The sequence below is a fragment of the Variovorax boronicumulans NBRC 103145 genome (assembly GCF_001591345.1).
Classification (GTDB): domain Bacteria; phylum Pseudomonadota; class Gammaproteobacteria; order Burkholderiales; family Burkholderiaceae_C; genus Variovorax; species Variovorax boronicumulans.
Map to the genome: position 1 here is coordinate 1 of NZ_BCUS01000100.1, position 23301 is coordinate 23301.

The 23301-nt window shown below is 65.4% G+C and carries 31 protein-coding genes; 9 read left to right on the forward strand and 22 right to left on the reverse strand.

Annotated elements, in window-relative coordinates; translation table 11 throughout:
* A partial coding sequence (locus VBO01S_RS23655; protein WP_255221184.1) for a LysR substrate-binding domain-containing protein occupies window positions 1-522 on the forward strand: 522 nt, incomplete at its 5' end.
* A gap of 133 nt (window positions 523-655) precedes the next feature.
* The gene (locus VBO01S_RS23660; protein ID WP_062479979.1) at window positions 656-967 is read left to right on the forward strand and encodes a hypothetical protein; all 312 of its coding nucleotides are present in this window, start codon (window positions 656-658) and stop codon (window positions 965-967) included.
* Between the two features lie 63 nt (window positions 968-1030).
* On the opposite strand, the gene VBO01S_RS23665 is transcribed toward VBO01S_RS23660, so the two are convergent.
* Complete coding sequence (locus VBO01S_RS23665) at window positions 1031-2452, reverse strand: FAD-binding oxidoreductase (RefSeq protein WP_062479981.1); 1422 nt, start codon at window positions 2450-2452, stop codon at window positions 1031-1033.
* 103 nt (window positions 2453-2555) lie between these two features.
* Here VBO01S_RS23665 and VBO01S_RS23670 point away from each other — a divergent pair, with 103 nt between their 5' ends.
* On the forward strand, window positions 2556-3272 hold the full coding sequence (locus VBO01S_RS23670) for a winged helix-turn-helix transcriptional regulator (protein ID WP_062479983.1): 717 nt from the start codon (window positions 2556-2558) through the stop codon (window positions 3270-3272).
* Between the two features lie 427 nt (window positions 3273-3699).
* The gene (locus VBO01S_RS32485; protein WP_157627437.1) at window positions 3700-4533 is read left to right on the forward strand and encodes a hypothetical protein; all 834 of its coding nucleotides are present in this window, start codon (window positions 3700-3702) and stop codon (window positions 4531-4533) included.
* 56 nt (window positions 4534-4589) lie between these two features.
* Here the strand turns inward: VBO01S_RS32485 and VBO01S_RS23675 are convergent, their stop codons facing one another.
* On the reverse strand, window positions 4590-4976 hold the full coding sequence (locus VBO01S_RS23675; protein WP_062479985.1) for a VOC family protein: 387 nt from the start codon (window positions 4974-4976) through the stop codon (window positions 4590-4592).
* Between the two features lie 152 nt (window positions 4977-5128).
* On the reverse strand, window positions 5129-5830 hold the full coding sequence (locus tag VBO01S_RS23680) for a phytanoyl-CoA dioxygenase family protein (RefSeq protein WP_062479987.1): 702 nt from the start codon (window positions 5828-5830) through the stop codon (window positions 5129-5131).
* A 123-nt stretch (window positions 5831-5953) separates the two neighbouring features.
* Here VBO01S_RS23680 and VBO01S_RS23685 point away from each other — a divergent pair, with 123 nt between their 5' ends.
* The 4 genes from VBO01S_RS23685 (at window position 5954) to VBO01S_RS23700 (ending at window position 9430) form a co-directional block, all read left to right on the forward strand.
* Window positions 5954-6463 (forward strand): hypothetical protein, encoded by a 510-nt coding sequence (locus tag VBO01S_RS23685; protein WP_062479989.1) that lies wholly within the window; start codon window positions 5954-5956, stop codon window positions 6461-6463.
* 110 nt (window positions 6464-6573) lie between these two features.
* A complete protein-coding gene (locus VBO01S_RS23690) occupies window positions 6574-8004 on the forward strand; it encodes an ankyrin repeat domain-containing protein (RefSeq protein WP_169805082.1) in 1431 nt (476 codons plus the stop codon).
* 80 nt (window positions 8005-8084) lie between these two features.
* Window positions 8085-8516 carry a VOC family protein gene (locus VBO01S_RS23695; RefSeq protein ID WP_062479994.1) on the forward strand — a complete coding sequence of 144 codons (432 nt, stop codon included), beginning with the start codon at window positions 8085-8087 and terminating at the stop codon, window positions 8514-8516.
* A gap of 11 nt (window positions 8517-8527) precedes the next feature.
* Entirely contained in the window at window positions 8528-9430 is a 903-nt protein-coding gene (locus tag VBO01S_RS23700) for an SMI1/KNR4 family protein (RefSeq protein ID WP_157627438.1), read from the forward strand.
* A gap of 104 nt (window positions 9431-9534) precedes the next feature.
* Here VBO01S_RS23700 and VBO01S_RS23705 read toward each other — a convergent pair whose 3' ends face one another.
* The 19 genes from VBO01S_RS23705 to VBO01S_RS23780 form a co-directional block, all read right to left on the reverse strand.
* Window positions 9535-12042: a TonB-dependent siderophore receptor gene (locus tag VBO01S_RS23705; protein ID WP_218005412.1), complete on the reverse strand. Its 2508-nt coding sequence runs from the start codon at window positions 12040-12042 to the stop codon at window positions 9535-9537.
* Window positions 12043-12171: 129 nt separating this feature from the next.
* Complete coding sequence (locus VBO01S_RS23710) at window positions 12172-13167, reverse strand: FecR domain-containing protein (protein ID WP_255221185.1); 996 nt, start codon at window positions 13165-13167, stop codon at window positions 12172-12174.
* The gene (locus VBO01S_RS23715; protein WP_062479999.1) at window positions 13164-13688 is read right to left on the reverse strand and encodes a sigma-70 family RNA polymerase sigma factor; all 525 of its coding nucleotides are present in this window, start codon (window positions 13686-13688) and stop codon (window positions 13164-13166) included. Before VBO01S_RS23715 ends, VBO01S_RS23710 begins: the two co-directional genes overlap by 4 nt.
* A gap of 73 nt (window positions 13689-13761) precedes the next feature.
* Complete coding sequence (locus VBO01S_RS23720; RefSeq protein ID WP_062480000.1) at window positions 13762-14133, reverse strand: VOC family protein; 372 nt, start codon at window positions 14131-14133, stop codon at window positions 13762-13764.
* 141 nt (window positions 14134-14274) lie between these two features.
* The gene (locus tag VBO01S_RS23725) at window positions 14275-14679 is read right to left on the reverse strand and encodes a hypothetical protein (RefSeq protein WP_157627439.1); all 405 of its coding nucleotides are present in this window, start codon (window positions 14677-14679) and stop codon (window positions 14275-14277) included.
* Between the two features lie 9 nt (window positions 14680-14688).
* Entirely contained in the window at window positions 14689-14952 is a 264-nt protein-coding gene (locus tag VBO01S_RS23730; protein WP_157627440.1) for a hypothetical protein, read from the reverse strand.
* Window positions 14953-14995: 43 nt separating this feature from the next.
* On the reverse strand, window positions 14996-15139 hold the full coding sequence (locus VBO01S_RS31960) for a hypothetical protein (RefSeq protein ID WP_157627441.1): 144 nt from the start codon (window positions 15137-15139) through the stop codon (window positions 14996-14998).
* Window positions 15140-15187: 48 nt separating this feature from the next.
* Window positions 15188-15397, reverse strand: coding sequence for a DUF4287 domain-containing protein (locus VBO01S_RS23735; RefSeq protein ID WP_062480006.1), 210 nt, complete (start codon window positions 15395-15397; stop codon window positions 15188-15190).
* A gap of 55 nt (window positions 15398-15452) precedes the next feature.
* Window positions 15453-15869: a VOC family protein gene (locus tag VBO01S_RS23740; protein ID WP_062480009.1), complete on the reverse strand. Its 417-nt coding sequence runs from the start codon at window positions 15867-15869 to the stop codon at window positions 15453-15455.
* Window positions 15870-15931: 62 nt separating this feature from the next.
* Window positions 15932-17629, reverse strand: coding sequence for a serine hydrolase (locus VBO01S_RS23745; protein ID WP_082818255.1), 1698 nt, complete (start codon window positions 17627-17629; stop codon window positions 15932-15934).
* A 188-nt stretch (window positions 17630-17817) separates the two neighbouring features.
* Window positions 17818-18258, reverse strand: coding sequence for a GNAT family N-acetyltransferase (locus tag VBO01S_RS31965; RefSeq protein WP_082818250.1), 441 nt, complete (start codon window positions 18256-18258; stop codon window positions 17818-17820).
* 68 nt (window positions 18259-18326) lie between these two features.
* Entirely contained in the window at window positions 18327-19088 is a 762-nt protein-coding gene (locus VBO01S_RS23755) for a class I SAM-dependent methyltransferase (protein WP_062480016.1), read from the reverse strand.
* 128 nt (window positions 19089-19216) lie between these two features.
* Window positions 19217-19711: a YfbM family protein gene (locus VBO01S_RS23760; protein ID WP_062480018.1), complete on the reverse strand. Its 495-nt coding sequence runs from the start codon at window positions 19709-19711 to the stop codon at window positions 19217-19219.
* A 121-nt stretch (window positions 19712-19832) separates the two neighbouring features.
* Window positions 19833-20081, reverse strand: a complete 249-nt coding sequence (locus VBO01S_RS31970) for a DUF1272 domain-containing protein (RefSeq protein WP_082818251.1) — start codon at window positions 20079-20081, stop codon at window positions 19833-19835.
* 66 nt (window positions 20082-20147) lie between these two features.
* Window positions 20148-20657 (reverse strand): GNAT family N-acetyltransferase, encoded by a 510-nt coding sequence (locus VBO01S_RS23765; RefSeq protein ID WP_255221187.1) that lies wholly within the window; start codon window positions 20655-20657, stop codon window positions 20148-20150.
* 86 nt (window positions 20658-20743) lie between these two features.
* Window positions 20744-21193 (reverse strand): GNAT family N-acetyltransferase, encoded by a 450-nt coding sequence (locus tag VBO01S_RS31975; protein ID WP_082818252.1) that lies wholly within the window; start codon window positions 21191-21193, stop codon window positions 20744-20746.
* Window positions 21194-21213: 20 nt separating this feature from the next.
* Complete coding sequence (locus VBO01S_RS23770; protein ID WP_062480021.1) at window positions 21214-21537, reverse strand: hypothetical protein; 324 nt, start codon at window positions 21535-21537, stop codon at window positions 21214-21216.
* A 4-nt stretch (window positions 21538-21541) separates the two neighbouring features.
* The gene (locus VBO01S_RS23775) at window positions 21542-22069 is read right to left on the reverse strand and encodes a P-loop nucleotide/nucleoside kinase family protein (protein WP_062480023.1); all 528 of its coding nucleotides are present in this window, start codon (window positions 22067-22069) and stop codon (window positions 21542-21544) included.
* Between the two features lie 77 nt (window positions 22070-22146).
* Window positions 22147-22641, reverse strand: coding sequence for an Lrp/AsnC family transcriptional regulator (locus VBO01S_RS23780; protein ID WP_174543688.1), 495 nt, complete (start codon window positions 22639-22641; stop codon window positions 22147-22149).
* Window positions 22642-22706: 65 nt separating this feature from the next.
* On the opposite strand from VBO01S_RS23780, the gene VBO01S_RS23785 reads away from it, so the two are divergent.
* The coding region (locus VBO01S_RS23785) for a thiamine pyrophosphate-binding protein (protein ID WP_255221186.1) at window positions 22707-23301 on the forward strand (595 nt) is incomplete at its 3' end.

The following is a 23301-nucleotide window of genomic DNA, read 5'->3' on the forward strand; positions in this document are numbered from 1 at the left end:
CCCCACACGCGGCTGGCCGTGGTCGAGGCCGTGCCGACGCGCATGGCGCGCCAGCTCGAGCAGGCGGAGATCGACCTGTTCTTCCACACCAGCGTGGGCGCGCCGCCGGGCCTGCACCGGCGCGTGCTGTTCCACGAGCGCTACGTGCTGGCCGGACGGGCAGGGCACCCGCGCCTGAAGCGCCGCCCCACGCTCGCGCAGTTCTGCGCGCTGGAGCATGTGGTGGTGTCGCTCAGCGGCGGCGGCTTTGCCGGGCCGACCGACGAAGCGCTGGCGGCGCAGGGCCTCACGCGGCGCGTGGCGCTGTCGGTGCCGCACTTTCTTTTCATGATGTCGGTGCTGGCCAGCACCGACATGGTCGCGATGCTGCCCGAGCGCCTGGCGCGCGGCGCGCCGGGGCTGCGCGTGGTGGAAGCGCCGCTGGAGGTGCCGGGCTACGAGATGGCGATACTGTGGCACGAGCGCCGGCATCGCGACCCGGGGCATCGGTGGCTGCGCGAGCAGATCGCCCGCAGCTTGTAGCGCCGGCTGGCGAGCCAGTCGCCCCCTTTGCCGGCATCGGCTTTTCGCCATGACGACGGGGAACTTGCCGCTGCGGGCGTACAGTCGAAGCGTGGGCCTGTCGGGGCTCTCTCTGCACGAATGGAGGTCGAAGATGGCCCAGCACGCAATTACCGCGGTTCACTTCAAGGACGGAAAGGTGGACCTCGTCGCCATTCACCCGGTCGTGGAGAAGGAGTTCGGTTCGACGGAATTTTCCCTTGGCACCGCACAGCGCGTCAGCGTCGGCGAATGCGTCAAGCTCCTTGCGGTCGGCGAGGAGGTGTGCCTGGCCCGGCGCACTGAAAACCACGGCTGGGAAGTCATTTGCGACGCCCGGCTCTTGCCGGGCGGGACCGCTTTCGCTGGCGTCGACATCCTGGACCGTCCCACGGATGCCCTGCTGCAGCTTCCTGCGTGGGACTAGGTCACCGGGCGCCCGCGCTGGATGCAGCTGTGAAGGGCCGTCAACAAGTCGCCGACGATCGGTTCAGCCGGAGACGCTCTTTGTGTGACGGAAGAAGTTCCCGGGGTCGTACCTGCGCTTGAGTGCCGCGAGTTTGTCCAGGTTGGCCCGGCCGTACGCGGCTTCGATGCGGTCCTGGCCCTCTTCCTCCGTCAGGAAGTTGATGTAGGCCCCGCCTGTCGAGCAGGCGCGCGTCGCTTCGAAGCAGTCCCGCGCCCACTGGATGTGGATGTGGTCGTCGCCCGGCTGCTCCCAGGAGCCCGCGATGTTCAGCACATAGGCCGCGTCCCGGTTGCCCGCCGGCGAATGCCCGGCAGGCAGCTCGCCCAGCGCACCCTGTATCTGGAACAGGAGGATGGCCGAATGGGGCGACTGAATCCGGCCCGCATGCGTCACGGCGAGGTCGATGGTCCGCTGATCGATGCCTGGCAGGTAGTGCGACTTCCAGTAGTAGCGCCGTCCCTTGGGCTGCGTGGCGTCGAGCAGGCTCTGCATCTGCGTGTAGGGCCGGCGCGTCACGATGTCGGCCACCGGCCGGCCAAGCGCGCGCAGCGGTGCGATCAATGCCTCTCCTTCTTCGACCTTGCCGGTGTAGCAGACGAAGATGGCCACGATCGGCTTGCCGTGCACCTCCTTCGGGAGCCAGGGCGCCGGCGGCGCGATCCGCAGAACCGCCACGCTGGTCAGTTCGCGCGGGGCCTCTGCGCTGAACGCACGGTAGGCGTCGAGAACCTGCCGGGCGTCGTCGCCGCTCCATGCGATCGCACCGCCCAGGATTTCGGGGCCGACGGGAAAGAGCCGGTACTCGAAGGAGGTGACGATGCCGAAGTTGCCGCTGCCACCACGCAGCGCCCAGAACAGGTCCTCGTTCTCGTCCGCAGACGCACGCAGGACCTCGCCGCCGGCCGTCACGACCTCCATCGAGACCACGTTGTCGCAGGTCCAGCCGTGGCGACGCGTGAGGTAGCCGAATCCGCCGCCGACGGTGAGGCCTGCAATCCCGGTGGCAGATACAAAACCGAGCACGGCGGCGAGCCCGTGCAGCTGTGTCTCGCGGTCGACGTCGCCCAGCGTGCAGCCCGCTTGCGCGCGCGCCGTGCGACGCGCTGAATCGACCCAGACACCTCTGAGCAGCGACATGTCGATCATGAGGCCGCCCTCGCAGACCGCAAGCCCTGCAATGTTGTGGCCGCCGCCGCGCACGGAACTCAGAAGTCCGTGCTGGCGCGCGAACCGGACGGCCTGCACGACATCGACCGTGCCGGTGCAGCGCGCCACCAGGCCCGGGCGACGGTCGATCATCGCGTTCCAGACCTTGCGCGACTCCTCGTAGGCCGGGTCCTCCGCGGTCAGCACCTGGCCTTTGAACGTGGCCTTGAACGACTGCAGGATCTCCGGCGAAAGGTCCACGGTCCCGCCGTCCATGCGTGTGAGTTGGATCGTCATGAGTCGTCTCCGAAATGAGTGAGGAAGTCGGGGGCAGCTTGCGCGTGACCAGGCGAGCGAACAAGTCCAGAATCTGAAGCGTTGCCGCTCTGGAGACGAGGCGATGGAAAACACCTACGGTCAGTTCTGCACCGTCGCCAGGGGGGCCGAGGTGTTGTGCGAGCGATGGACGCCGCTGGTCGTGCGCGAGTTGCTGTGCGGCAGCAAGCGCTTCAATGACCTGCATCGCGGGGTACCGCGAATGTCCACCAGCCTGCTGGCGCAGCGGCTTCATCGCCTCGAGGAATTCGGTGTCGTGCGCCGCAACACCGTTGGCAAGGTGTGGGAATACAGCCTCACCGAGGCCGGCGAGGAACTTCGACCCATCGTCATGGCGCTGGGCCATTGGGGGGCGCAGTGGATCGGCAGCCGCCTGCGCGACGACGAACTGGATGCGGGCCTGCTCATGTGGGACATGCGCCGGTTCGCGTGCATTCAGGAGTTCCCGCCCCGACCCGTGATCATCCACTTCCAGCTTCGCGACGCACGGACGCGCGAGCGCGCGTGGTGGCTCGTGGTGGAGGACGGCGTGGCCGATCTGTGCCGCGACGACCCGGGGCGCGAGCTGACGCTCGTGGTGGATGCCTCCGTGCGCGCCTTGACCGAAGTGTGGACGGGCGATCGCACGCCTGCGCAGGCGCTTCAGTCGCGCGAGATCCGTGTCGATGGGGCGAGGTGCGACGCGCAAGACCTGTGGCGGTGGCTGGGCACCAGCGTGTTCGCCTCGACGCGGCGTGCCGCGGGACGGATGTCCGCGGGCGGCCCGTCTCTGGCGCCATAGCTGGTTGGCTCCAGGCTCGAAGCGCACTCGCACGTGGGTGTATCGCCTGGCGGCGGCTTCGTCGACTCACCGATGAGGCGCTGGCGGCGAGGCCTCTTGCGGCGCGCCGGAGCTGCGCGTGGTGGAGGCTCCGCTGGAGGTACCGGGCTACGAGATGGCGATGTAAGGGCACGAGCGCAGGTACCACGATGCGGGGCATCAGTGGCTGCGGGAGCGGATTGCGGGGAATTTGCAAAAGCCTTCGCGGGGCGGTAATTCGTTCGATGAGGCCGTTCGGGGGCAGGCCTCTCTTCAGACGATTCGCAGGGCGGGCAAGGCAAATCCTTGGTCCCGTGTTCGCGTTTGCTGAGGGAATCTCTCCTTGTATGGAAATACGTCTGCCTGTTACAAGGATGTACAACAAAAGCCTGAGGATGGAGGGGTTCGCATGAGGAGATATCACGGCGTCACTTTGGTGGCGGCAGTGTCGGCACTGCTGTGCGGTTGTATAGCGCCCGACAAGCTTCCCTGGGATGCGGGAGGGCAATTCACCCCAGTTGATGCGCAGCTTCTTGCAGCAGCAAATCATTGCGTGAAGGTTCACAACCTTCACAGCAGATACGCCGGGGCGGCGGGTATTGGCCAGTGGAGCATCGGCAGCCTGGGCGTGCTTGCCGGCTCTGTGTTCATGCCGCTCAGCAAGGGGACTGCCGCAACGGCGTGGTCCGGCGTGTCGGGGGCCGCCAACGGCCTGCAGATTTCAATGGGTGAAGCATTGTCCGCGTCAGTGGAATTGAGCCGACAGCAGCGTGTTGCACGTGTCGCGCAAGCGGGATTCAAGGACTACAGAGACGCGAACAGCACGGACAAGCCCGCAGTCGCCATGAAGATGGCCCTCGATTGCTCAGTTGCAGCAGGATTGGCCGACTATGAGTCTTTGAGAAGACTGAGTGGTGGAACTCCAGAGGGAACAATTCAACGAGGCGTTCCGACTCAGGTTGAACTTGGGAACGAGTTCTTGCTACCACGCGGATGGCGCCTGCAGGAGACGAAGAGTGCCGATGGCAATTCGTCCGTGCACAGGGTCATCAAGATTGCAGATGCGGAGCAGAATGAGGAGGAAGCCAAAGCAAAGAGGGAAAAGGAAAAGCAAGAGGAGGTAAAGAAAGAGAAAGAGAAAGAGAAAGAGAAGGCTGCCGTGAGCGTACCTGTCACACCCGCTGCTTCGCCTACTGCACCTTCGTCGGAGGGTACCGTCACGACTCGCGCAACTCGCTCCTGAGCGCTCTGCTCGCGGAACTTCGCGGGGCCGTCACTGGACCTTTGACGGCGACCCGACTATGCCGGTGCAAGGTCCTCGTGGATGCACAGGAAGTTGCCTTCTGTGTCCTTGAACCAGGCCGCCTTTTCCGAACCGAGCACGAAGACATGGTCGACCGTCTTCAGATCGGGAAAGTCGTAGTCCTCGAACACCACGCCGGCGCGCTTGAGCTTGTCGATGCTGGCGGCGATGTCCGGCACCTGGAAGCTGATCGCCGTGTGGTCGGCCTTGGTCCCCTCGGGTTTGGGGAACAGCGCGAGCGTGCTGCCGCCCACCGTGTAGACGAACTTGCCGTCGGGCCGCAAGCCACCGGCCTTCAGGCCCAGGCAGCCCTCGTAGAAGGCACGCGCGCGGTCCATGTCCTTTACCGGAAGCATGGTCGTGACAGACGAGTCGGACAGCATGGTGGGTCCTTTCGCACAGTTCGGCGCAGCGGGTGCCGCTTGGCGGCATGGCCTTGGCTGGCCGGGTGGTGGTCAGCTTACGCCTGAGGCGGGTGCGATGCCAGTGCGGTGGGTAACCTGTTTGGTGATGCGAGGCCCTTCGCGAACTCACCTTAGGTGTTCAGGAAGCAGCGCGTCGTCGCCATCATCCGCACGTTCTTCGTCGAGTTGACGGAGGGCGTGTGCAAGAGGCGCAGGTCCATCAGGAAGACGTCACCGGCGCGTCCTGACATCTCGACGAGGCCGATGCCCAGTGGGTGAAGGCTTTGCGCCAGGTCGCCGGTCGTCTTCAGAAGCTGCCGCAGCTCGGAGGCCGCAACGCGCCCTGGTGTGCCGACGCGATGCGACCCGGCCAACGCCAGCGTCGCGCCGCCGCCGGGCGCCACGTCGTCGATCAGGAAGAAGGCCTGGATCCCCGGCAACGGGTCTTGCGGTCGGGTCGAGACGTCGACATGCCAGTTCAAACCAGTGAGGGTCGAGGCGCCTTGAAGGGGCGGGGACAGCAGCAGCTGCGTGTCCTGGATGGCGGTCGGGGCGCGCCCACCGAGTCGGGTGACGCAGTCGATCAGCGCCGGCGTCACCAGCGCTTCATGCACGCCGGGCACCTTGACGAGCGCCGACAGCTTGCCGATCTGCTGGAAGACGGGGAGTTTGTGCAGCGCGCCCGACAGGCTCTTCCCACCGGACGTGGTTTTCAGGCGCTTGATCTCATCGAGCAGCTTCTGCCGCAGGCCCGCGATCTGCTTTTGCGGATGGAAGCCTTCCAACCGCACATAGCCTTTGTCGGTGAAGAAGTCTGTGTGAGAGGGAGTCATGGCTTGAAGCGGCCGCGCAGTCCGCCAATGAACGTCGCGCGGCGTGGACGCAAGAATACAAGAGCGGCTGCACAGGGCGGGCATGGCTAACATCGGCCCAAAGCAGATCAAGGAGGACGCAGGATGACGGTGGTGGCAGAGACTTTGCGGATGGCGACGCTGCAGCAGCTCGGCGCGTCCGCGCCCTTGGTGCAATTGGCGATGGGCGAGTGCCTCCATGAAGTGTTCCGCACGGTCTGCCTGGGGCCGCCGTTCCTCGCGTACCACGGCGCCCGCGCACCCGACGGGCCGCCATGGATTCCGCTGTGGGATCGCGGCAGCCGGGTCACGGGCCTGCGCGCACATCCGGATGGCCCGGAGTTCGTCGAGTTCAGCGTGGAAGACCCTCGCGCATTCGAGCGGATCGCGTTGACCGAGCAAGGCTTCTGGGTGACCCAGTTCGACGCGCTGTATGAAAACGATGTGCCCGAGGAGGCTCTGCAAGAGGCCGCGCAGCGCGTCGGGTTCCGGTACCTGGACCTGCACCTGGCTGCGCGGGAAGAGGCCGAGGAGCGACTAAACACCTTCAGCGATCACCGCCTGTGGCTGCAAGGCCTGGTGGCGAGCATCGATCAGCAGGCCGCCGGGGCCTGATCGCCGTGTTCGCGCGACGCCCCTTTCTTCATTGGTGCAGGGCCCTCGCAACAGGTCTCGTGCTCCACATGGCCGCACATCCGGCGAAGGCCGAACCCGCGTGTGACACGATGTCCGCACAAGCGCAGATCCCGTTCTTCGATGCCGTGGAGCGCGGTCGCCTGCGCGAGGTCGAGGCATTTCTTGCACAGGGCTTCGGTGCCAACGATGTGCAGGGCTACGGTTTCAATGTGGGCGACTCGCCGCTGATGAAGGCCGCGCAGCAAGGCAACGCGCAGATGGTGAAGTTCCTGCTGCGCCGCCATGCCGATGTGAACTACCGCAATGCCAACGACGGCGAGACCGCGCTGCTGCGCGCCGCCAAGTTCGCGGGCTCCGGCGGTATCAGCGACACGCACGCCATCAACTTCCGCCAGACCCTGGCGCTGCTGCTGAAGGCGGGCGCGAACCCCGACACGCCCGATCGCAACGGCGGTCTTCCGTTGTTCTTCGCGCCCACGACCTGGGTCATCCAGGCGCTGCTGGCTGCGGGCGCGGACCCCAATGCTGCGACCAGTAACCCACCGCTGATCGAGCACGCGCATGACCCTGCGCGCGTGCGGCTGCTGCTGGCCGCCGGCGCGCGGCCGGATGTGCGCGATGCGCAGGGCGTGTCGGCGCTGGCGGTGGCGGCGGAGAAGGGCCGCCTCGAAAGCGTCCGGCAGCTCCTGGCGGCCATGGCGCCGGATGCGGTGCGGGGCACCGATGCCGATGGGCTCAACGCGCTCGATGCAGCGGCCAGGGGCGGCGATGCGGGGATCGTTCGCCTGCTGCTGGCGCAGGGCCTGCCGGCGACCGAGCGCACTGTGCGTGCGGCCGCGACGCAGGGGCATCTGCAGGCCGCCCGCCTGCTGCACCGGGCCATGGTCCCGCCGCAGTGGCCGTCCCTCGAAGCGGGGGCACCGGCCGAGGCTCGGGTCTACCTGCTGATCCTGCAGCAGAAGCCGCAAGAAGCGTTGGCCGCCTACCGCGCCTTCGAGGCGGTCGCTTGCGGACGCATGACGCCGTTGGCGTCGGCGGTCGATGCCGGCAACATGGAGGCCGTGCGCGCCTTGCTGGCCCTGGGCGTCGACGTGAACCACCAGACCCCCGCGCCGCTGCGCAGCGAGCTGGTGCCGCAGCCGCAGACCTCGTCGGGGCTGCCTCGCCTGGTCCATGTGCTGCCGCCTCCTTGCAACGACGCTTCGCTCGCGCCGCAGGCAGGTTCACCGACTTTGCTGCAGGCCGCGCTGCCTGTCGGCCGGTTGCCGTTCGCACCCGCGCCCGGCAATGAAAGCGCCTTGTCGCCGGCCGGGTTCTGGACAGACAACGCCCTGATGCGCGCGGTGGCGCGCAACCACCTCGAGATCGCACGGCTGCTGGTGGCGGCAGGTGCCGATCCGGCGCTGCGAAGCCACTACCCGCCGCACGCATCGGCGCAGACATGGCTGCAGGCGCACCCGCCATCGCATGGCGCGTCGCTGGCCGCATGGAAGAAATTGCTGAAGCTGAGTCGGCCCTGAGATGCAAACCCTGTCGCTCGATATCCAAGGTTGGCTTTGGTAGATTCCGCCACTCCGACCTCCACCGACAGGAGCGCTTCATGAGTACACAAAAAGAATTGCATCGCGGCCGCCTGATCGACCACATCGGACTGGTCGTTCGCGATCTGGCGGCCAGCAAGGCTTTCTACAGTGCCGTCTTCGAGGTGCTGAACATCCCGATGGGCGGCTCCGACGAACACAACTTCTGGGCCGATGAACTCTTCGTCTCGGCGCCCGGCAGCGAGGAAGTGCAGGGCGCGCTGACCGGACGCCATCACATCGCGTTCCAGGCGCAAGACCGGGCCATGGTGGATGCCTTCTACAAGGCTGCGTTGGCGCACGGCGGGCGGGACAACGGCCCGCCAGGTGAGCGCCTCTACCACCCGGGCTACTACGCGGCGTTCGTGCTGGACCCGGATGGCAACAACATCGAGGCCGTGTTCCACGGCGAAGCCGATCGCAGTGCGGCTTCGGTGCGGATCAGGTTCTGATGCCTGTTGGCATGGGTGTCCTGAAATCATTGTCAGCCGCGGTGGCAAAGCCGTCTCTCCGTTTTCGATGCCTGGCCAGCCTGTGCGCCTTGTTCATGTTGTCGGGTTGCGGGGATGAACCCGATCCGAAGCCAAAGGCCGACGGCACGAAGGCCGCGAAGATCGCGACCCGTCTGCACGACCGGCATTCGGCCTATGCGGGAAGTCCCAGCGACTGGAGCGCCTTCATGGACTGCTGGCGCAAAGCGTCGTTCGAGTTATATTCGACGAAGCCAGAGGCCGCGAGAGGCCAGGGCCATCTGACAGTGCTGGGGAAGCAAGCGCCTGGCGGTCCACCGGCTCCCACCGAGGCCGAGTTGAGGGTCGGCCTCGCCCGGCTTGAGGCCCGGCTGAAGACAGAGCTCCCCAAGTCGTACAAGGATTTCTGGGTCGCCTACAAGTCGCAGGCGCTCGCACCCTCAGCATTCAACCCGCAGAACCGGTCCCGATTCGTGGGAATGCTGGAGCTGGACGACGTGGGCCTGTTCAAGGACCTGGAGCCCGACTACTGGGCGATCAAGCAGACCGTGCCCATTCATTCGGACGACTCCGAATACTTCGTCTATGGCGTCGCCCAGGATTCGGTGTCCGGACGCACGAGCGACCATGCCCGCGCGATCCTCATCGGAAAGTATGACGATGACAGCACGGCGTTGATCTTGCTGCACCCACACGTGAGAACGAGCGACGGCGAAATGCAAGCTTCGCTGAACCAGCACGCGGGCGAGTTTCGCGCACCGTCGTTTGCCGAGTTGATGCGGCAGCTGAGCATCCTGGAAACTGTGGATGTGGCGCACGTGCCGCCTTATCCGCAGAAGACGCTGGCAGGTCGTTGTGCCGAAAGGCTGCCCATGACGAATGTTTGGTGGGAGTGACCCCAGGAGCGAGAGACGCGTTGCGCGTCAGCCTTGCCTCCCTCTCATGCTTGGAAATCGATACCCCAAAAGGGCCACGCCTCCCGCGTGCCCCTTCCCGCAACTCACAGCTTCGGCGTGTACCTCACCGTGAACAGCACATTGCGCGGATCGCCGTAGTTGTTGTTCCCGTTGGCCTCGCTGTAGGCCGGGATGTAGTAGCGCTTGTCGAAGATGTTGTTGATGTTGACGGCCAGCGTCACCTCCGGCGTCAGCTGGTAGGCCAGTCGCGCGCTCCACACGGCGAAGCCGGGCACCTTGTACGTGCGGTCGTAGCCCAGCGTGTGGCTCTGGATGCTGAAGCCGCCGCCCACGCTGAGCCGGCTCCAGTCGCCGGGCAGCTGGTAGTTGGTCCACACGCGCAGCATGTGCTTGGGCGTCCACTGGCTGAAGATCTTGCCCTTGTTGTCCGGGTCTTCGAGGAACCGGGTGGTGTTGTAGGTGTAGCCCGCCGTGAGCTGCAGCCGCGGCGCGACCTCGCCGCTGACCTCGGCCTCGAAGCCCTGGCTGCGCACCTTGCCCGACGACTTGGAGCAGTACCAGCCGTCGCAGGCAAAGCCGCCGTCGCGGTCGGTCACGGCGCGGTTGGTGTGGTTGTAGCGGAACACGGCCAGCGAGGTGTTCAGGCGGCCGTCCATCAGCTCGCCTTTCAGGCCGACCTCGTAGTTGCTGCCGATGATGGGCTTGAGCCCGTCGCCCGAGACGGTGCGCTCGGTCTGCGGCTCGAACACGTCGGTGTAGCTCGCGTAGGCCGACCATTGCTTGTTGAGCGCGAACACGAGGCCGACGTACGGCGTCACTTCGCCCGACGTGCTGACGGTGCTCGTGAAGCCCGCGGACTGGCTCGAGTAGAGATAGTCGTACCAGCTCAGGCGCGCGCCGACGATGGCCGTGAGCGGCTCGGCCAGCTGGGCCCGCCAGCTGCCGTAGATGCCCTTTTGCCGCACGTCGTAGTGCGTGTGGCTCTTCCCGCCGCCCGCCGCCATGATGGTGTCGTAGTTCTGCGCCGGGCGGTTGTGGTCGATGGCGAAGATGTTGCCGCCGCCGCTGAACCGGCGCGCATACCGGTCGGTCGACTCGAACTTCGAGTAGTTGGCGCCGATGGTCAGGTCGTGCTGCATCGACAGCGCGTCGAAGCGCCCGCGCAGGTAGACGTCGAAGCCGAGCTTGCGCGAATCGAAGCGGGTGTCCCAGTCGGCGAAGTTTAGCCCGCTGCCGTCGGCTTGCACGTCGCCGTGCATGCGCTGGTGCTGCGCGCTGTTCTTCTCGTTCATGCCGAGCGCGGAGAACTTCAGCTTCCACTGGTCGTTGAAGCGGTGCTCGGCGTCGACATACACCGTGGTCTGCTCGACGTCGCTGTGGTTCCACAGGGCGCCCGTGAACACGGAGCGCGGCAGGCCGATGTCGGTGCCGTCCGGGTAGCGCGGAAAACCACGCAGCATCGGGCGCCCCTTGGCGTGCGAGTGGCTCACGCCGAAGCCGACGGTGGTGTCGGGAGAAATGTCGTAGTCGATGGCGCCGTAGAGCGAGCGCGTCTTGCGCCACACGTAGTCGGTGAACGAGTGGCTGCGGTCTTCGTCGACCACCACGCGGCCGCGCAGCGTGCCTTCGGCATTGAGCGGACCGCCGGCGTCGAGTTGCGCGCCGTAGTGGTCCCACGAGCCCGCCTTGCCGGTGAGCGTGAGCGTCTTCTCGGGCTGGCCGCGCTTGCGCACGAGGTTGATCGCGCCGCCCGGGCTGCCGGTGCCCTGCAGCAGGCCCGAGGCGCCGCGCAGCACTTCCACGCGGTCGAAGAACACCGTGTCTTCGGTGGCCCAGTTGCCCAGCGAGTACATGTTGCGCGGCACGGGCACGCCGTCGTACTGCCAGGCGTCGATCTGGAAGCCGCGCGACGTGAGGACCATGCCCGGTCCCACGCCCTTGACGCCCACCACGCCCGTGACGTTGTTGACCGCATCGCGCAGGTCGACGAGGCCCTGGTCGTCCATGCGCTGGCGCGTGATCACGCTGACCGACTGGAGGATGTCCTTGAGCGCCTGCTCGCCCTTGCCGAGGGTCAGCGCGCGCGCCGTGTACGAGCGCGTGCCTTCGGTGGTGGCGCTGCGTTCGGCCTCGGCCGTGACGGTGACCGGCGCGAGCGTGGTGCTGCCGTCGGCGCCGGTGTCTGCAGGGCCGCCGATGCTCGAGCGGCGCAGCGCATACGCGCCGCCCGCGCCGCCCGCCGCCTCGAGGCCCGAGCCGGCCAGCAGCCGCGCGAAGCCTTCGCCCACGGCGTGCTGGCCTTGCAGGCCGGGCGAGCGCTTGCCCTGCGCGAGGGCAGGCGGAATCGTGATGCTCACGCCGGCGGAGGCAGCGAAGCTCGACAGTGCCTCGTCGAGCGGGCCGGGTGCGATGTTGTAGGCCTTGCGTGCTTCGGCTTGTGCGGCCGGTGCGTTGGGTGCGCCCGGTGTCTGCGCGGCGACGGTCCCGGCGGCGGCGCACGCCATGGCGAACAACGCGCCATGCACGGCGAGCGACAGCGCACGCAACGAGACGGTGTCGGAATCAAGGGGGGACGGTCGGCGACGGGCCATGGATTTCTCTCTCTCCTGCAAGGGTGTGAAGTTGCTGTTCCTCAAGGCTTCACACGCGAGGAAAGAAAAGGGGACAGGCCGCGACAGAAAAAATCGCAGCGGCCGAAACCGCCGCCGGCACCCGATGCCTCAACCGCCCGGCGCCACCACCGTGACCCAGTAGCGCGTGCGAAAGAGCACGTCCACCGGCAAGGCCTGCGGCAGGCTGTCGAGCACCGGGCCGGTGTCGCGCAACTGGAACACGCCCGACACGCGCAGGTCGGCCACGGCCGGATCGCAGCGCAGCACGCCGGGCCGGTAGCGGCCCAGCTCGGTGAGGAAGTCGTGCAGCCGCATGTTCCTGGCGCGCAGGACACCGCGCGACCAATCATCGGCATCGGGCGCTGCCGCCGTGATCTCGCCGATGGCCGTCGAAGAAAACATGGTCTGCTCGCCGGCACGCACCACCGCCGCCAGGCTGCGCGCGTGGTCGGGGCGAACCTCGACCGCGCCGTCGAGCACCGTCAGATGGCTGCGATCGCCTTCATGCTGCCGGACCACGAAGCGCGTGCCCAGCGCACGCAGGCGCCCCTGCGCGGTCTCGACGATGAAGGGGCGGTAGGCGGCGTCGGAGGAGGGCACGGCATCGGGTGCCGTCTCGATGAGGATTTCGCCCGCATGCAGCCGCACGAGGCGCTGCGTCGCGCCGTAGGCCACGTCAATGGCCGTCGCGGTGTTGAGCTGCAGGCGTGTGCCGTCGGCCAGTCGCAGTTCGCGGCGTTCGCCCGTGGCGGTGCGGTGGTCGGCCAGCCATTCGCGCGCCGGCGACGCGCGCCAGGCCAGCCAGCCGGCAGGCGCCGCGGTCAGCAGCACGGCGAGTGCCTTGACGGCGGTGCGGCGATCGCTTCGCACTGCTCGGCCCAGCACCGGCATCGACAGCGCGCCCGGCAGCCCGCCGAACTTGCTGCTGACTTGCTCGGCGCGCTGCCAGGCTGCTTCGTGCGCGGGGTCGGCCGCCCGCCAGCGCGTCCATTGCGTGCGATCGGCCGCCGTGGCCTCGCCCGACTGCAGCAGGACGAACCATTGCGCTGCCTGCAGGGCGACGGCCTTGTCGACCCCGATCACCATCGTGCGTTGCACCGTCACGCGACCAGCAGGATGCAGCGGGCCATGGCTTCGGCCATGTAGCGCTTGACGGTGCGCTCGCTCACGCCCAGCTTCGTTGCGATCTCCGCATAGCCCAGCCCTTCGAGCTGTGCCATCAGGAAGGCCTGGCGCACCGGCGGCGCCAGTCCGTCGAGCATCGCGTCGATCTCTTGCAGGGTCTCGAGAATGATCGCCTGCTGCTCGGGCGAGGGCGCCATCGGCTCGGGCAACGCGCTCAACGCGTCGAGGTAGGCCTGCTCCAGCGAACGCCGGCGGTACAGGTTGGCCAGCAGCCGCTTGGCGACCACCGTCAGGTAGGCGCGCGGCTCCCGCAATTGCCAGTCGCACTGCTTCTCGGGCGTGTGGTCTGGCGCGGTGAGGATGCGCAGGAAGGTGTCTTGTGCGAGGTCTGCCGCATCGAAGGCATTGCCGAGCTTCCTGCGCAACCAGCCCTGCAACCACCCGTGGTGCTCGCTATAGAGGGTGTGGATGTGCGGGTGCAGAGCGGGATCGGCGGCCATGGCGGACGTAGTGCGGTGGCCAGGCCATCCAAATAAGAATTATTCTCATTGTATGACGAGTGTGCACCTATGGCTACGTTCGGGGCTGCTGCACCAACTGAAGTTCGTTGCCGGCGGGGTCGCGCAATGTGGCGAGGATGCCACCCCAGGACTGCGGCTCGGGGAGGCCGCTGAAGGTCACGCCGCGTGACGAGAGTTCGTTGTACTTCGCCTGGATGTCTTCCACGTCGAAAGACAGGCCTGTGAAGCGGCCTATCAGGGCTTGGTCTTCTGCTGGCGCGTCTTCGTCGACACGTTCGACCACGAGACTCATCGGACCTGCGCCGAACACGCAGAAGCCATGTTCGCGTCCGTCGGCCTTCAGGGGCAGGCCGAGGATCTGTTCATAGAAGCGGGAGGCGAGGGCGAGGTCCTGGACGAAGATGCGGGCGGTGTGAAGCTGCATGGGCTCTCCTGGCTGAGGGTGAGGTGCATGCTAGGCGGAGGCTTTGGCCGGAACAAGAGGTCGTGCCGAATGATTGCTTCCGGCGGGCTGCAGCCTCGTGTGCGGCTGGCGCGTTGTGGTCCAAAGCGGTTCGATTGGGGCTTAGCGCACAGCCCCGGTGCCCGACGAAAACCAGGCGCCGCCCCTGCCTCGAAAAAGAAGAATCAATGCAACGAGCTCCATGAGGTACAGCGTGCCCGCCACCAGCAAAGTCCAGCCGGAATGGTCGGCCAGTCGTTGGGGGTAGAAAAACCAGAGCATCCAAGAACCGACGGTCCACAGCAACAGGCCAATGCGCGCCCAGTTCTTTCCTCTGATCGTTTGATAGATGAAGACGGCCGTAAGTGCGTTGGCGGCAAGCACTACAACGATCCAAACAAGGGAGAACGTGGTGTCTGCACGCGCTTCGGCGTTCGAACCGATGGACCGAAAGCTGCCAAAACTCCTGACCAAGAGAACTACCAAAGACAAGACGGCCGCAGTCCATATTTCGCGTGGCGCTTTCATGTGGGATGTCTAAAAGCGGAAGGCCGGATCGTTCAGAAGAACCAGCACCGCAAGCAGGCTTAGCCCCCCAAAAACAATAAGCGCTCGGAGCCAGAAAGCGCCATGAGCAGCCAGCTCCGGGACCCGGGCAGCAAACGCTCTCAGGCGGTCTCCCCACGGATGTGCTCTTGGAAGAATTGCTGCGATCAAGAGTGACCCCGCAATCGCCAACACGGCAAGTAGCACGAGCACGGCCAATGCATAGCCGAATGCCATCCAGAAGGCCTGCTTCATTGCCATTCGTTAATCGTCTTTCATGGTGTCACGGGACCTGCTTCTAGCCGATTGCCGTAGCAGCCAGCAGCCAGCAGCCAGCAGCCAGCAGCCAGCAGCCAGCAGCCAGCAGCCAGCAGCCAGCAGCCAGCAGCCAGCAGCCAGTACGCACGCGCCGCTCGATGAAAGAAAACGCATCGTCGTCCACTCGCGCCGCCATGAGCCGAAGGTATGCATGCTTGGCCTGCCGCGGGTATTACTTCTTCGCAAGAAACGCCGCAACCAACGCATTCGCATGCCCGTGGCCCATCTTGTGCTGGGTCTTGAGCTGGCTCACGAGCTCCATGTGCTTGAGGGGGCCCGCAGCCTGAAGAATGTCCATCCAATGCACGATCGGTTGGCCGTAGGTCTTCTCGATGGAGGGGAAGTACGAGGCGGGTCCTTTTACCTTGGTGGTCTCGGTCATGGGCGGTTCTTTCGCAGGTGGAGAGTGTGGTTCGTGCAACGGTGGGAGGGCATTCTTACAGCTGCCAGCTCCTGTTGCTGGCATTGGGCTGGATCAGGTCCCACATGTTCCCGCACAGGTCCTTGAAGACAGCCACGACCCCGTGCGGCTGTTCCTCAGGCGGGCGGACGAACTCGACGCCTGCGGCCTTGTACTTTTCGTAGTCTCGCCAGAAGTCGTCCGTGTACAGGAAGAGGAACACACGGCCGCCAGCCTGGTCGCCGATGGCGCGTTGCTGTTCTGGTGCCGACGCTTGCGCCAGGAGAAGGCACGCCCCTGTTCCGCCCTGCGGCTTGACCACGACCCATCGCTTTCCTTGCGCAGGCACGGGCGTGTCTTCGACGAGTTCGAAGCCCAGCGTGCCGACGAAGAATTCGAGCGCCTTGTCGTAGTCGGGGACCACGAGGGACACCAGGCCAAGTGATTGATGCATGGGGTGTAGTCGCAAAAATCAGCGATGGTAAATCGCCGAGTCACCGCGCGCGAGGCCTGGACTCAGTCCGCCACCCGCCGCATTCGGAACTCGCCGCCTTCGTACAGCACGAGCGCGACCACCTTGCCGTCGGCATCGCGCTCGAACTGCAGTTGGCTGCGCGCGTTCTCATAGGCGAAGCGATCGGGCCGATCTGCCATCGGGAAGACGGGCCTGCGTTCCCAATTGCCCGATCGCACGCCGAGCTGGCCGTTCTCGACCTTCACGTCGAAATCGAGGTTGCGCCGCAAGGTCCGGGCGAGGTGGTAGCGGCCTGCGTAGTCCGCCTCCACATCAGGCGTAACGACCGCCACAGTCGGCGCCGTCTTGTCGGTGCGCGTGGCCCGCAGGCGACCGCCGCCCTGCGTGATGTCCACGCGGGCCAGCGCACCGTTCTCGCGGGCGAAGACGTAGACCGCGCCCACTTCGGTGTCGACGAAGGTGTCGTTGCCTGCCGGCCGCAGTGGCCGGTAACCGCCCGCGCTGGCGCGGCGGTACAGGTTGCCGTTTTGCGACACGAAGGTGAAGGCCATGTTTCGGTCGACCTGGTACACGCCCGCATAAGTGCCCAGCGATGCAGCATCGAGCGTGACAGGCGACAGGGCCACCGGATACCGGCTGGCCGCGAGGGCAGTGAAGACGCGGCCCGGCTGCGCATGCGCGCTGCTGGCGAGCACCACCACGGCCTCTTGCGTATCGGGCGCCATCATCCACAGCGCGCGGAAGCCGCCGGTGATGCCGGAATGGAAGTAGGTGCGCTTGCCTGGCGGCCCGCGCATCATCACGGCGTAGCCGATCTCGCTCTCGCGGTAGCGGCCCAGCGGCGTGAGCAGGCGTTCGACGGCGGGGCCGAGCGGGCCGCTGCGGCCGGCCATCAAGGCGCGGCTGAAGATCAGCAGGTCCGACGGGGTGGAGCGCAACGCGCCTGCGGCGGCCAAGGCATCGAAGTCCCACAGCGGGGCGGTGGCCTCGTGGTTGAAGGCCGGCGCCATGCGCGCCGCCTTGTCGCCGAGGTCTTGCACCGTGTCCTGCATGCCGAGGGGGCCCGTGATGTTCTCGCGCACCATTTGCTGCCATGGCTTGCCGTAGCGTTCGGAGAGCACCAAGCCCACCACGCCCAGGCCGAAGTTGCTGTACGCCGCCGCACAGGGCGGCGCGGCAGTCATCGGCTGGTTGGACAACGCCGCCAGCAAGCGGCGGCGGCTGTATCTCGAAAAGGGATCGCCCGAAGCGTAGCCCTCGAAGTCCGGCGGGTCCCACGGCAGGCAGGCGCTGTGCGTGATGAGCTGGCGCAGCGTGATGGCGGCGACGGCCGGCGAGAGCCCGGCCTTGCCCTCGAGCAGCGCGCCCAGGTTGTCGTCCAGCGACAGATCGCCGCGCTCCACGCTCTGCGCCAGCAGCAGGCCGGTGAAGACCTTGCTGATCGAGCCGATCTCGTAGAGAGGCTGGGCACTGGCGTCGACTGCATCTGCCGCATCGCCATTGGGCGGAGTGACCCCGCCGTCGTTCTGCAGGAAGGCAAAGCGTGCCTGGCCCGCGTGCAGCACACCGACCGAGACCGAGCCGCGTTCATCGCGCAGCGCCATGTGCGCCAGCGCTGCGGGGTCGGTTGCGAAACTGAGTGGCTGTGCCCATGCGGTGCTGAAGACCAGCAGGCCCGAAAGCAGCAGCGCGCCGCAACGCAGCGTGAGCCCCAGGGTGTCAGAAGCCTTCTTCTTCATGCGCGAGTCCTTCGCCATTCCTGCATGGCAGTGTTCAGCCGGCCCGGAAGTCCGTGTTCGGCACGCTCACCAGAAACCCGACGCCGCAGTCATCGAGGCCTGTCGCGAGTCTCGCATTGCCGCCCATGCTGTGCGCGGCCTGCTGCACGATGGACGGCGCAAGAGGGGGCCTGAGCCGACATACAGCTTCAACCGAGCTTCTTGAGCAGGCTGACGTATCCGCACTGCTTGTAGCCGAGGCCTTCATAGAATTTCCTCGCGGGAACCGATTCGCCTGTTTGAAGATTCGCACTCATGAAGCCGCGCGCTTGAAGGTGTTCCTCGAAGCCCCGCATAAGCTTCGCGCCGAATCCCTGTCCTTGGTAGCGTTCATGGATGCACATCTCTTTGATGTGAAAAACCCAGCCTTGCACCCAACGCTCACCCCAGCCCAGAACAAGGCCAATGGCTTCTCCATGCATTGACAAGCCCATGCCTTGAAACGCGGGTGATTGCGCAAAACTTGCAAGCCGCTCAGCAGCTACTGCCTCCGTCCAGCCATCGTTCCAAGGGGGTGCATTAAACACTGAGCGATACAGTGGCACGAACTCAGAAATGTTCTCCGGAGAAAGTGATGTGATGCTTTCCATTCGATGAGGGGAGGTTGCGAGTGGCTAGGTTGGACAAGGTACGTCGGAAGGTCCGCTTCTGGTCAGCTCTAAGCAAGCGAGCCAGTCGCAGGCTTGGTTCCGACCAAGACGGGCTGATAGAACGCGGCGTCGAGTCGCTTCACATTCTCGAAGCCAGCCTCTCGCATCAGCTCGCAGAGGCGGTCGACCGAGATTGCGTAGTACCTGGAGCGCATGACACGGGTCTTCACCGACCCGGTGGTCAGTTCGTCTTCGACGACGAAGAAGGAAAAGTCGTAGTGGTCGCCGTCGAAATCCCAGACCTGGAACAGGACGTACCGCTTGCCGTCTTCAACCCGTGCGCCATAGTGCTTGACGAGGTTCGTCCCACGCTCTTCCTTGTCGTAGTCCCTGACCGTGATGACGCATCCGCCGCCGGGGCGCAAGCATGCGAGGAACTGGCGCAATGCAAGCAGCAGGTCCTCGTCGGTCAGCAGGTGAGGGACCGAGTTGTCGCACGAAATGACGAGGTCGTATCCAGTACCGTGGTCCTCGTGGGCCGTACGCATGTCTGCGACCTTGAAGTCGACGGCCAAACCTCGAAGAGCCGCTTCACGCCGTGCACGTTCGATTTCTTTGGCCGACAGGTCTGACCCGACGACGGAGTAGCCCCGCCCGGAAAGCGCGAGAGTCTGGGTGCCGATGCCGCAGGAGACGTCAAGCACCGTGCGATGCCCGGGCCATTCTGATTGGATGACGCTGTCGAGCTGTTCGCCCTGCCGCTGGATGCTGTGGCTCCAGTCGGGGAAGATCAGGTGATACAGCGGGGCGAGGTCGTCGTAGAAGTCCATCGTTTGACGTCAGGCTGTGAAGGGCATTGCCAGTTTACGAACGATCGGCCCGGCGAAGGGCTGGTCTTGGCCGAATGCGGACTGCATGGGCTGTCGAAAATGCGCTCCTTCGCTTGCGCCAAGTCGCACTAGCAGATGTACAAGAGCAACGCCCCGCCATCCGAACAGGTCGCGTTGTAGAACTCGCGCAAGGCTTCGTAGTGATGGCACACGTATTGACGGTCAAGGTCTTCGCCAGTCCATCCCGGGTAGATTTCTGCGGCCTCGGCACGGTCTGCATCGAAGCGGCTCCACAGCGTCGATGCGTCTATGGAGTTCAGCGCGTTGGCTGTCGCGCGCACCTCGTCAGGCCGTAGGTATCGGAAGGGGCCGTAGCCAGCATCTGTATCGGCAAGCGCCTCACCCCCGAGTACGGCCATGGCAAGGGGGCCTTCGCCTCCCCATGCCTCTCCTGTCAGGAGAAAGTGGATCAGATGCCAAGACTTGTCCAGATCGAAGCTGACCGGAGGCTCCGGAAACTCGCCATCGTCGGGGTACGCCAGTTCCGCAGCAAGGGCAGGCTCGTTGATGAGCGCGGTGAGTTGGTCGGGGGAGATTCGAAGGTAGCTGCCGATCATCGACATTGGTGGTCTCCTGAAAATGAATCCCTGAAGTGGGCTGACGAGGCCTGCCGAATTCTTATTGGTCGCGGGCGATCACTCTTGGCCATGACCGATCGTTGACAGGACGCGTGATCGCGGCGTTTCAGGATGCCGCTGCGCACCCCTCAGGCTTGAACACCCGCGTGGTCGATGCTGGAAACTTTTCAAGTTTTGCCGCTGGCCGCGACGGGCGCGGGACCAGCTCTCCGCCGCAGTTTGGGCATGTGCCTGCGAGGCGTTGGTTCGCGCAATCACTGCAGAACGTGCACTCGAAAGAGCAGATGCGGGCATCGGCCGAATCCGGCGGCAAGTCTCGGTCGCAGCATTCACACCCGGGGCGCATTTGGAGCATGGCGAAACCTCAGAGAGAGTTTTGTCGGTTGAGCTTAAACGAGGGCAAGGTGGCCGATGGCGAAAGTCAGTCGGTCGATCCAACAGGGCCGAGTGCAAGGCTTATCGGCTGCACCATCAGATTCGAGTGTTCCCGTAGTGGCTCCAGCGCGCCATCGGGGCAGAAGCCACAAGCTGCGTACAGGCGCGTCGCCGGCGTATCTCCGGCAGTGACGCCCAAGAAAACGCGCTTCACTCCAACGCTCTCGGCCCAGGAAATCGCCTCCTTGAGCAAAGCTCGACCGGCTCCCATCCCTCGTGATGCGGGATCAACCCACATCTGGAAAAGATGGGCGACAGCCGGTTCATCACTGGACAACTTGCACCAGATCAGACCGCATGCGTCGTCGCGATTGAACGCGAAAAGGACACGATCCTTCCCGGACGACGTAGCCGCGGCAATTCGAGCGGACCACATCGCGTCGGTTCTCGTGGCCTCTGCTTCATGCGTGCTTCCGAAGGCGTCCGGGGAGTCGAGCAGCGCCCGCAGGCGCATGTCCCGGTAGGTCTTCCATTCATCTGATTTCGCGGGTTGCACTGAGATCAAAAATCACCTTCTGGTTGAGAGTTGAGGGACTGAACTCGCGATCAGTGCTTCAACCAAATTCTGCCCGTCGACCCACCTCATCGAGACGGAGCGACCGGCCAACGAACCAAAAAACAATGCGTGTCGTCGGCGCTCTCGTGGACAAACCCATGACGCGCGTAAAGCTCGCCAACCGGATTCCACTTCAGATGCTCCAGTCGCACTGCTTGATGGTCTCGGTCAGCTTGCTCCAGCACATGGCGAAGCACCGCTGAACCAATGCCGGCGCGCTGAAAGGCCGGCAAGACGTAGAACTCGCCAATCCGGCGGTGATCATCGACCGCCCATGTGGCGATCGTGCCGATCGGCGTTGCTCCCTTGAGAATGACCGACCACGGGCGTTCTTGCCATCGGCTCAGATGCAGGTTTCTCTGGAAGTCGTCATCCCATCCCCACCGCGCTGCAACGTAGGGGCCGAGTGCCTGTCGCTTGGCATCGAACGCAAATTCGACATCCGAGTCGAGGGCGGCGCGCAGGGTTGGGTTCATCGAAGCTCGCTGGTCCCCATTCACAGACGGATGCCGCGACGGATGCGGTTCAAGCGGTTGCTCATGATCCACGCAACCACCGGCCCGATCACCATGCCAGCCAGGCAGCTCCACACAACGACATGGCTCTTGAGTTCCAGCAGCCAGGTAAGCGTCGGGTACTGCGCGGCCACGGCGTCCGAAAAGCTCCACCAATAGGAGGAGCCGCGGCTGGAGCCTGTGCGATGCTTGGTGCCGTCGAGCCAGTAGGCGGCCAGCGGTGCAAGGCCCAGATAGGCAAACATCGCCGCCCAGGGGCCGAGCACGATAGCGCCCAGGAAGGCGTCGATGAAACGGGAGCGCATCGATTTACCTCTCATGCATGCGCCGCCAGATCAGATCCGCCGCCTCGCTAGTACTCACCAGCGCCGAGTCGATGACCAGGCGGCTTGTGCCCCAAGCCTCGTAGTCATGCCGAAGCACAGCCTCCCAACTCGGCAACGCAAAGCCCGCAATGTCGGCTTCCCGGTTCTCCACGCGTCTGCGATGTTCAACGACGTCTGAGCACACGACCTCAACCTCTACCAGATGCGATGACGTCTCGGTCGCCACGGCCCGCCACGCCTCACGCGTGACCGACAGCGGATTGACGCAATCAGCAACCACGGACATGCCGAGCGCAAGGTTGGACCGAGCCAGCGCGTAGGCCACGACGTAGCCCGCCGGGCCCACGTCGTCAGTGCGCCCGCTTGCGGTTTTCAGTGCGTGCTCGATGGCGTCGATGCGCAGGTACACCGACGGGGCACGCGCCACGAGTTCGCGCGCGATGGTTGTCTTGCCTGTGCCTGGCAGTCCGCTCAGGACGATCAGGGTTCGAGGTTCCGAAGTCGATCTCATGGAAGGGGATGGCGTCTGCGAAGGGCCGTTCGTCGGCGATCGTACCCACCATTCGTTCATGCGGGCCCGTCGCCTCGTCAGATCAGCGGCACCGTCGCTTCCTTCAGCACCCGCAGCACGAAGTGCGACTTGCTGTGGCGAATGCCGGGGATCTTGTAGAGCTTCTCGCGCAGCAGCCGCTCGTAGTCGCGCGTGTCGCGCACGGCGATGCGGATGTAGTAGTCGTAGTCGCCCGACACCAGGTAGGCCTCCTGGATCTCGGGAATGGTGGCGAGGGTGCGGCCGAAGTCGTACAGGGTTTCGTCGGTGTGGCTCTCGAGGGTGACCTGCACGATGACCGAGTCGTGGTACCCCAGCTTGGCCGGATCGACGTCGACGGTGTAGCGCTTGATGACGCCCGAGGCCTCGAGCTTCTTGATGCGCGTCCAGCAGCTGGTGGGCGACAGGCCGACCTCGTTGCCGATCTCCTGCAGGGTCTTGCGCGAGTCGAGCAGCAGCACCCGCAGGATCGCCAGATCGGTCTTGTCGAAAGATCCTTCGCTGTCTGACGATATTTGGCGATTGGTTTTCATGTTTCGAGCTTAAACAGCCAAAAGAAAGAAGCAAATTCTGCCTCAATAGCGGAAGAATTGACGGCATGCGACTGCTCGACCTTCCCCCCACATCCTCGCCCTCCCTCTCGCCGGCCCTGCCCGAGACCCCACCCCGCGTGCGCAACGGCGCCGAAGCGCTGCTCGACACGCTGGTCGCGTGCGGCGTCGACACGATCTTCGGCTACCCCGGTGGCGCGGCGCTGCCGCTGTACGACGCGCTGCACGGCGAACCCCGGTTGCGCCATGTGCTGGTGCGCCACGAACAGGCGGCGGTGCATGCGGCCGAGGGCTATGCGCGCAGCACGGGCCGCGTCGGCGTGGTGCTGGTCACGTCGGGGCCGGGCGTGGGCAACACGATCACGGGGCTGCTCGACGCGATGAGCGATTCGGTGCCGGTGCTGTGCATCAGCGGACAGGTGTCGACGGCGGTGATCGGCACGCAGGCTTTCCAGGAAAGCGACGCGCTGGGCATGTCGCGCCCGGTGACCAAGTGGAACCGGCAGGTGCGCGCGGCCGACGACGTGCCCGCGCTGGTGCGCCGCGCACTCGACATCGCCACCACCGGCCGCCCCGGCCCGGTGCTGCTCGACGTGCCGAAGGACATCCAGCTCATGCGCCTCACGCACGGCGCCGCGCCGG

Coding starts and splice junctions, on each gene's coding strand:
- VBO01S_RS23660 (WP_062479979.1), top strand. CDS start 656: ATGGCCCAGCACGCAATTACCGCGGTTCACTTCAAGGACGGAAAGGTG.
- VBO01S_RS23665 (WP_062479981.1), bottom strand. CDS start 2,452: ATGACGATCCAACTCACACGCATGGACGGCGGGACCGTGGACCTTTCG.
- VBO01S_RS23670 (WP_062479983.1), top strand. CDS start 2,556: ATGGAAAACACCTACGGTCAGTTCTGCACCGTCGCCAGGGGGGCCGAG.
- VBO01S_RS32485 (WP_157627437.1), top strand. CDS start 3,700: ATGAGGAGATATCACGGCGTCACTTTGGTGGCGGCAGTGTCGGCACTG.
- VBO01S_RS23675 (WP_062479985.1), bottom strand. CDS start 4,976: ATGCTGTCCGACTCGTCTGTCACGACCATGCTTCCGGTAAAGGACATG.
- VBO01S_RS23680 (WP_062479987.1), bottom strand. CDS start 5,830: ATGACTCCCTCTCACACAGACTTCTTCACCGACAAAGGCTATGTGCGG.
- VBO01S_RS23685 (WP_062479989.1), top strand. CDS start 5,954: ATGACGGTGGTGGCAGAGACTTTGCGGATGGCGACGCTGCAGCAGCTC.
- VBO01S_RS23690 (WP_169805082.1), top strand. CDS start 6,574: ATGTCCGCACAAGCGCAGATCCCGTTCTTCGATGCCGTGGAGCGCGGT.
- VBO01S_RS23695 (WP_062479994.1), top strand. CDS start 8,085: ATGAGTACACAAAAAGAATTGCATCGCGGCCGCCTGATCGACCACATC.
- VBO01S_RS23700 (WP_157627438.1), top strand. CDS start 8,528: ATGGGTGTCCTGAAATCATTGTCAGCCGCGGTGGCAAAGCCGTCTCTC.
- VBO01S_RS23705 (WP_218005412.1), bottom strand. CDS start 12,042: ATGGCCCGTCGCCGACCGTCCCCCCTTGATTCCGACACCGTCTCGTTG.
- VBO01S_RS23715 (WP_062479999.1), bottom strand. CDS start 13,688: ATGGCCGCCGATCCCGCTCTGCACCCGCACATCCACACCCTCTATAGC.
- VBO01S_RS23720 (WP_062480000.1), bottom strand. CDS start 14,133: ATGCAGCTTCACACCGCCCGCATCTTCGTCCAGGACCTCGCCCTCGCC.
- VBO01S_RS23725 (WP_157627439.1), bottom strand. CDS start 14,679: ATGAAAGCGCCACGCGAAATATGGACTGCGGCCGTCTTGTCTTTGGTA.
- VBO01S_RS23730 (WP_157627440.1), bottom strand. CDS start 14,952: ATGAAGCAGGCCTTCTGGATGGCATTCGGCTATGCATTGGCCGTGCTC.
- VBO01S_RS23735 (WP_062480006.1), bottom strand. CDS start 15,397: ATGACCGAGACCACCAAGGTAAAAGGACCCGCCTCGTACTTCCCCTCC.
- VBO01S_RS23740 (WP_062480009.1), bottom strand. CDS start 15,869: ATGCATCAATCACTTGGCCTGGTGTCCCTCGTGGTCCCCGACTACGAC.
- VBO01S_RS23745 (WP_082818255.1), bottom strand. CDS start 17,629: ATGAAGAAGAAGGCTTCTGACACCCTGGGGCTCACGCTGCGTTGCGGC.
- VBO01S_RS31965 (WP_082818250.1), bottom strand. CDS start 18,258: ATGGAAAGCATCACATCACTTTCTCCGGAGAACATTTCTGAGTTCGTG.
- VBO01S_RS23755 (WP_062480016.1), bottom strand. CDS start 19,088: ATGGACTTCTACGACGACCTCGCCCCGCTGTATCACCTGATCTTCCCC.
- VBO01S_RS23760 (WP_062480018.1), bottom strand. CDS start 19,711: ATGTCGATGATCGGCAGCTACCTTCGAATCTCCCCCGACCAACTCACC.
- VBO01S_RS31970 (WP_082818251.1), bottom strand. CDS start 20,081: ATGCTCCAAATGCGCCCCGGGTGTGAATGCTGCGACCGAGACTTGCCG.
- VBO01S_RS31975 (WP_082818252.1), bottom strand. CDS start 21,193: ATGAACCCAACCCTGCGCGCCGCCCTCGACTCGGATGTCGAATTTGCG.
- VBO01S_RS23770 (WP_062480021.1), bottom strand. CDS start 21,537: ATGCGCTCCCGTTTCATCGACGCCTTCCTGGGCGCTATCGTGCTCGGC.
- VBO01S_RS23775 (WP_062480023.1), bottom strand. CDS start 22,069: ATGAGATCGACTTCGGAACCTCGAACCCTGATCGTCCTGAGCGGACTG.
- VBO01S_RS23780 (WP_174543688.1), bottom strand. CDS start 22,641: ATGAAAACCAATCGCCAAATATCGTCAGACAGCGAAGGATCTTTCGAC.